We start from the raw sequence: 6,200 nt of genomic DNA on the forward strand, positions 1-6,200 counted from the left end.
AAACGGAACCCATCATTGTTTCGGAAATAGCATGGAGGAAGGTTAAATGAATTACGTAGGAATCGATATCGGATCAACAGCATCCAAAGTAGTGGTAAGAGGAGACCATGACACATCTTTTGTACTGCCTACAGGCTGGAGCAGTAAGGAGACAACGCGGGAAATCCAAAGGCGGCTGAAAGAAATGGGCGCGGATGTGGAAGGCGAAGAGACAAAAGTCGTGGCTACCGGTTATGGGCGGATAGCGGTGGACTTTGCAGATTACGTCATCACGGAGATTACCTGTCATGCCAGGGGAGGCAGGGAGATCGCAGGAGGAGACTGCGCCGTCATCGATGTAGGTGGTCAGGATACAAAGGTAATCCTCGTGGAGCACGGTATGGTAAGCGACTTTCTCATGAATGACAAATGTTCTGCCGGAACTGGGAAATTCCTGGAGATCATGGCAAACCGTCTCGGTGTCGCCATCGACGAACTTTTCAATCTGGCATCCCAGGGAAACGTGCTGCCGATCAGCTCTCTCTGCACGGTATTTGCAGAGTCTGAAGTCATCAATTACATCGGAGAGGGACAGAAAAGAGAAGACATCGCAGCCGGAGTTGTGGATTCGGTAGCTGCGAAAGTGGCGCAGCTGGCTCAGAGAAAAACACTGCCGGAACGCATTATTTTGACCGGAGGCCTGAGCCACAGTACATATTTTACCGATATTCTGAGCAAAAAGATCGGAAAGACCGTAGAGCCGACAGAAAACGGAAGATTTGCAGGGGCCATCGGAGCATCCTACCTGGCAGAGGAAAAGAAGAAGAGATAGCCATCTCCCTTGACGGATGATTCCTCAGGCGATATGATAATCAGGGGAATACGCAGGAGGGATGACAAAGATGAAAATTTCAACAAAAGGAAGATATGCACTGCGTCTGATGCTGGATATCGCCATTCACAATAATGGCATTCCGGTCCGGCTCAAAGATGCGGCGGCCCGGCAGGAGATTTCGGTCAAATATCTGGAAAGCATTGTCTCGGTTCTTGCAAAAGCAGGGTATGTCAAAAGTGTGCGGGGAGCCCAGGGAGGCTACATGCTCACAAGAGATCCGGACAATTACACGGTAGGAGATATCCTTCGCCTGACGGAAGGAAGTATGGCACCAGTGGACTGCCTGGAAGAAGAAACTCCATGCGGAAGAGCCGAAAGATGTGTAACTATCAGGATCTGGAAAGAACTTGACGCTGCCGTCAAAGGTGTGATCGATCATTATACATTGGAAGACCTGGTAAGATGGGAAAAAGAAAAAGGGATGGACTATATCATCTGAGACAAGTGTGGGGACAAAGGAGACTTTGTTCCTTTTTGCTTTATACAAAAAACAGGTTGACAAGAGATGAATCATATCATATAATTCCTATATACTTAATAGGAAATAGAAAAAAGGAGATAGAAAAATGGGAAAAATTTATAACGGAATGGTAGAATTGGTAGGCAATACCCCTCTCGTACAGATGAAAAATCTGGAGAAAAAGTTGGAGCTTCATGCGCGCATTCTGGCAAAACTGGAGTATTTCAATCCGGCAGGGAGTGTCAAAGACCGAATCGCAAAAGCGATGATCGAAGATGCGGAAGAAAGAGGCATACTGAAAGAAGGTTCTGTCATCATAGAGCCAACGTCCGGAAATACAGGCATCGGCCTTGCATCGATTGCGGCGGCCAAAGGGTACCGCATGATCCTTACGATGCCGGAGACCATGAGTGTAGAGAGAAGAAATATTCTGAAAGCATACGGAGCAGAAATTGTGCTTACAGATGGAACAAAAGGTATGAAGGGAGCCATCGAAAAAGCGGAGGAGATCGCCAAAGAGATTCCGGGAAGCTTTATACCGGGACAGTTTACAAACCCGGTCAATCCAAAGGTGCACACAGAGACGACAGGACCGGAGATCTGGGACGATACGGACGGAAATGTGGATATTTTCGTGGTTTCTGTAGGAACCGGGGGAACCATCACAGGGACAGGAACATACTTAAAGAAGCAGAATCCGGAAATAAAAGTTGTGGCGGTAGAGCCTGCAGAATCTCCGGTACTTTCCGGCGGGAATCCAGGGCCGCACAAGATCCAGGGAATCGGAGCAGGATTTGTCCCGGATGTACTCGACACGGAAATTTATGATGAAATCATAAAAGTGACAGGAGACGATGCTTTCGCATATGCGAAGACCATCGCGAAGGAAGAGGGAGTCCTGGTGGGCATCTCCTCAGGCGCGGCTCTTGCGGCGGCAGTATCTCTGGCAAAACGGCCGGAAAACGAAGGAAAGACGATCGTTGTGCTTCTGCCGGACACAGGAGACCGCTACTATTCCACACCATTATTCACAGCATAGCAGACCGAGAAAGGAAGGACAGCATATGAGCAGAAAAAGAAGCAGAGAAGAGAGAAAACTGAGATTTGAGACGCTGCAGCTTCATGTAGGACAGGAGAAGGCAGACCCGGCTACCGACGCACGCGCGGTGCCGATCTACCAGACATCCTCCTATGTGTTCCATGACTGTATGGATGCGCAGGCAAGATTTAGCCTTGCAAAAAGCGGCAATATATACGGACGATTGACAAACCCGACAGAAGATGTATTTGAAAAACGGATGGCAGCTCTGGAGGGCGGCGTCGCAGCTCTTGCCGTGGCGTCCGGGGCAGCAGCGATTTCCTATACTTTTCAGGCATTGGCAAAACAAGGCGATCATATCGTGGCGGCAAAAAATATTTACGGCGGCACATACAACCTTCTGGCTCATACCCTTCCGGAATACGGTATTCAAACGACATTCGTAGATCCTTTTGAGGATGGAGCATTCGAGGCAGCCATCCAGGCAAATACGAAAGCAATATTCATAGAAACACTTGGAAATCCAAATTCAGACGTGACGGACATTGAAGCCGTCGCTGCCATAGCCCATGCCCACGGCATTCCGTGTGTTATCGACAATACGTTTGCGACCCCATACCTTGTACGTCCTATCGAGTACGGGGCGGATATCGTGGTCCATTCCGCCACAAAATTCATCGGCGGACACGGCACGACCCTTGGCGGCGTCATTGTAGACAGCGGCAGGTTTGACTGGGAGAGATCGGGCAAATTTCCGGGGATCTCTGAACCGAATGAAAGCTATCATGGGGTAAGCTTTACAAAAGCGGCAGGGGCGGCAGCTTTTATCACAAAAGTCCGGGCAGTCATCCTCCGGGATCTCGGGGCGGCGATCTCCCCTTTCAACGCATTCCTGCTCCTGCAGGGGCTGGAGACGTTATCTCTCCGGGTGGAACGCCACGTGGAAAATGCACGGAAAGTCGTGCAGTATCTGGAGGCCCATCCGCTGGTGGAGTGTGTGCATCATCCATCTGCGGCAGGGGACAAACGACAAAAAGAGCTGTACGAAAAATACTTCCCGAACGGAGGCGGCTCCATCTTCACATTCGAGATCAAAGGCGGAGAAAAGGAAGCGCAAACCTTCATCGATAACCTGGAGATCTTTTCCCTCCTCGCAAATGTGGCGGACGTGAAATCCCTGGCCATCCACCCTGCCTCTACGACGCATTCCCAGCTAAACAAAGAGGAAATGGAAGACCAGGGTATCAAGCCGAACACCATCCGTCTCTCCATTGGGACAGAACATATCAGTGATATTCTGGAAGATCTGGAAGAGGCGTTCGAGGCAGTGAGAGAAGAATCCCTGTCCCGGTAAAGCAAATCCATTGTCATCTTTTTGCAAATGGGATAAAATATTGGAAAAAGAATCGGACAAAGGGGGAAAATATATGGTAACAGTTACATTTCATGACAAGGAAGAAATCGATGATACACGATTAAAATTTGCTGTCATCGCGGCAAGATATGAAGGGAAATGGGTCTTCTGCCGCCACAAAAAACGGGCGACCTGGGAAATACCGGGAGGGCACCGGGAAGAGGGAGAAGCGATCCTCGATACGGCCAGAAGAGAGCTTTGGGAAGAAACCGGTGCAGAAAAATTTGACCTTTCTCCAGTCTGTATCTACGGCGTCTCGGATGGAACAGAAACGACATATGGACTCCTTTGCTTCGCGGAGATAAACAAACAAGGAGACCTTTCGGATGAGGTTGAAATCCAGGAGACCAAAACTTTTGCAGCTATTCCAAAAGAACTGACTTATCCGGCTATCCAGCCCCATCTTTTCAATCACGTGCAGGGCTGGCTGAACTCGATGAGCAGATCGTAAGTTTGAGATTCGTATGATCAAAATAGAAGCTGACCGAGTGCATGCATTAATGGAAAAAGCAACCGTTTGGCGCACAAATAGCTATGAACGGATGAGCAATTTCTCCGCCAATTTACCGCAAATAAAAGACTTTTTTTTGTAAATCTGTTATAATGAAACAATGAATTTCAAAGAAAGGGATGGCGGAGGCATCACGGCCTCCTTAAGGAAAGCAAATGAAGAGTTTATTGATTTTAGGTGCCGGCGGATTCGGGCACATGATCCAGGAGACAGCGTATCTTCTGGGATATGAGAATGCGGTGTTCCTTGACGATGCGGTAAAAGATAAGGATGTCGTTGGAAAATGCTGTGATTACAAAAATTTTCTGGAAGAGTATGATACGGCAGTAGCGGCGTTGGGAGACAACAATATGCGCCTGTACTGGACGGAAAAATTGATGGAGGCGGGGTATCAGGTGCCGGCTCTTATTCATCCGTCCGCAGTAGTAAGTCCCAGCGCAGAGATTGGAAACGGAAGTTTCGTCATGCAGAGGGCGGTAGTCAACACCCATACGGTAGTGGAGCACGGAGTGCTTGTAAACAGCGGTGCAGTGATAGACCATGATTCCCATATATGCAGTGGAGCACATGTGGGCCTTGGAAGTGTGGTAAAGGCAAACTGTACGATCGGATCCAGAGAGAAAGTAGAAGCGGGCGAAGTAATCTTTTCCACGAGAAGGAAGATCGACGGGGTGGACAACCGCAATCTGGAAGACGCCATTTACGCATTCGGATTTGGAAACAGGTGCAGCTATGTGAAGCCGTTTGGGGCAGGACACATCAATGAAACTTACGCAGTGTACATACCGGGAGAAGATGGAGACGAGCTGTCCTATGTGCTCCAGAGAGTAAACAGCAACGTATTCAAAGATCCTGCAGGTGTGATGGAAAATATTTTCGGGGTAACGGAATACCTGAGAAATGAGATCCGTCAGGAAGGCGGCAATCCGGATCGGGAGACACTTTCCTATATTAAGACAAAAAGCGGCTGCAATTATTTTGAGGATGGAGAAGGCGAACCGTGGAGATGCTACAACTTCATCCCGGATTCTGTCTGCTATCAGCTTGTGGAAGAGCCGGAGCAGTTTTACCAGTCCGGCAGCAGTTTTGGGCATTTCTTAAAGCAGCTTGGCAATTACCCGGCGTCCAGGCTCCATGAGACGATCCCGGACTTCCACAATACAGTAAAGCGTTTCGAGGCGTTTCAGGTTGCCTTAAAAAGAGATCTCAAAAACCGTGCCGTCACATGTAAACCGGAGATCCGTTTTGTACTTGACCGGGAAGCAGATTGCGGCGTCCTTGTGACAAAACAGGAAGATGGAAGACTTCCGCTCCGTGTGACTCACAACGATACGAAGTTAAATAATATTCTCTTTGATGCAAAAACAGGAAAGGGCCTTTGTATTATTGACCTGGATACGATCATGCCGGGGCTTGCGGCAAATGATTTTGGGGATTCCATCCGTTTCGGTGCAGCGACAGCGGCAGAAGATGAGAGAAACCTGGATCTCATGCATTTCGACCTTAACCTGTATGAACTGTATGTAAAAGGATATCTGGAAGAGACAAAGGATGTTCTGACAGAAGAGGAGATCAAAAGTCTTCCGTGGGGAGCGCGCCTTATGACGCTGGAATGCGGTATCCGATTCCTGACAGATTATCTTCAGGGAGATACATACTTTAAGACGGAGTACCCGGAACACAATCTTGTCCGGGCACGGACGCAGTTCCGCCTTGTGGATGAGATGGAACAGAATTTTGATAAAATGCAGGAAATCATCCAGAAATATACAAAGTAATATAAAAATTGAGTGTGAACGAAGGATGCCCTCAGGCAGGAGCTTTATTTTCCTGTCTGGGGGCTGATCATGTGTGCCGAGCATGGCACTAATCTTACTGGTGCAAGTCCAGTCACGGGTATTT

Annotated in this window: 6 protein-coding genes; all 6 read left to right on the top strand. The window is 48.6% G+C overall.

Annotated features, from left to right (window positions below):
• Positions 1–46: 46 nt before the first annotated feature.
• A complete protein-coding gene (locus tag ACLROL_RS03485) occupies positions 47–811 on the top strand; it encodes an acyl-CoA dehydratase activase (RefSeq protein WP_413067338.1) in 765 nt (254 codons plus the stop codon).
• A 70-nt stretch (positions 812–881) separates the two neighbouring features.
• A complete protein-coding gene (locus tag ACLROL_RS03490) occupies positions 882–1,313 on the top strand; it encodes an RrF2 family transcriptional regulator (RefSeq protein WP_288723141.1) in 432 nt (143 codons plus the stop codon).
• 127 nt (positions 1,314–1,440) lie between these two features.
• Positions 1,441–2,373, top strand: a complete 933-nt coding sequence (gene cysK, locus ACLROL_RS03495) for a cysteine synthase A (protein ID WP_413067339.1) — start codon at positions 1,441–1,443, stop codon at positions 2,371–2,373.
• Positions 2,374–2,398: 25 nt separating this feature from the next.
• Entirely contained in the window at positions 2,399–3,727 is a 1,329-nt protein-coding gene (locus tag ACLROL_RS03500; RefSeq protein ID WP_413067340.1) for an O-acetylhomoserine aminocarboxypropyltransferase/cysteine synthase family protein, read from the top strand.
• A 73-nt stretch (positions 3,728–3,800) separates the two neighbouring features.
• Entirely contained in the window at positions 3,801–4,238 is a 438-nt protein-coding gene (locus ACLROL_RS03505) for an NUDIX hydrolase (protein ID WP_413067341.1), read from the top strand.
• 215 nt (positions 4,239–4,453) lie between these two features.
• Positions 4,454–6,076 (top strand): phosphotransferase, encoded by a 1,623-nt coding sequence (locus ACLROL_RS03510; protein WP_413067342.1) that lies wholly within the window; start codon positions 4,454–4,456, stop codon positions 6,074–6,076.
• Positions 6,077–6,200: the final 124 nt, after the last annotated feature.

It is taken from the genome of Sellimonas sp. (assembly GCF_047234585.1).
In the GTDB taxonomy this organism is placed as follows: Bacteria; Bacillota; Clostridia; order Lachnospirales; family Lachnospiraceae; genus Sellimonas; species Sellimonas caecigallum.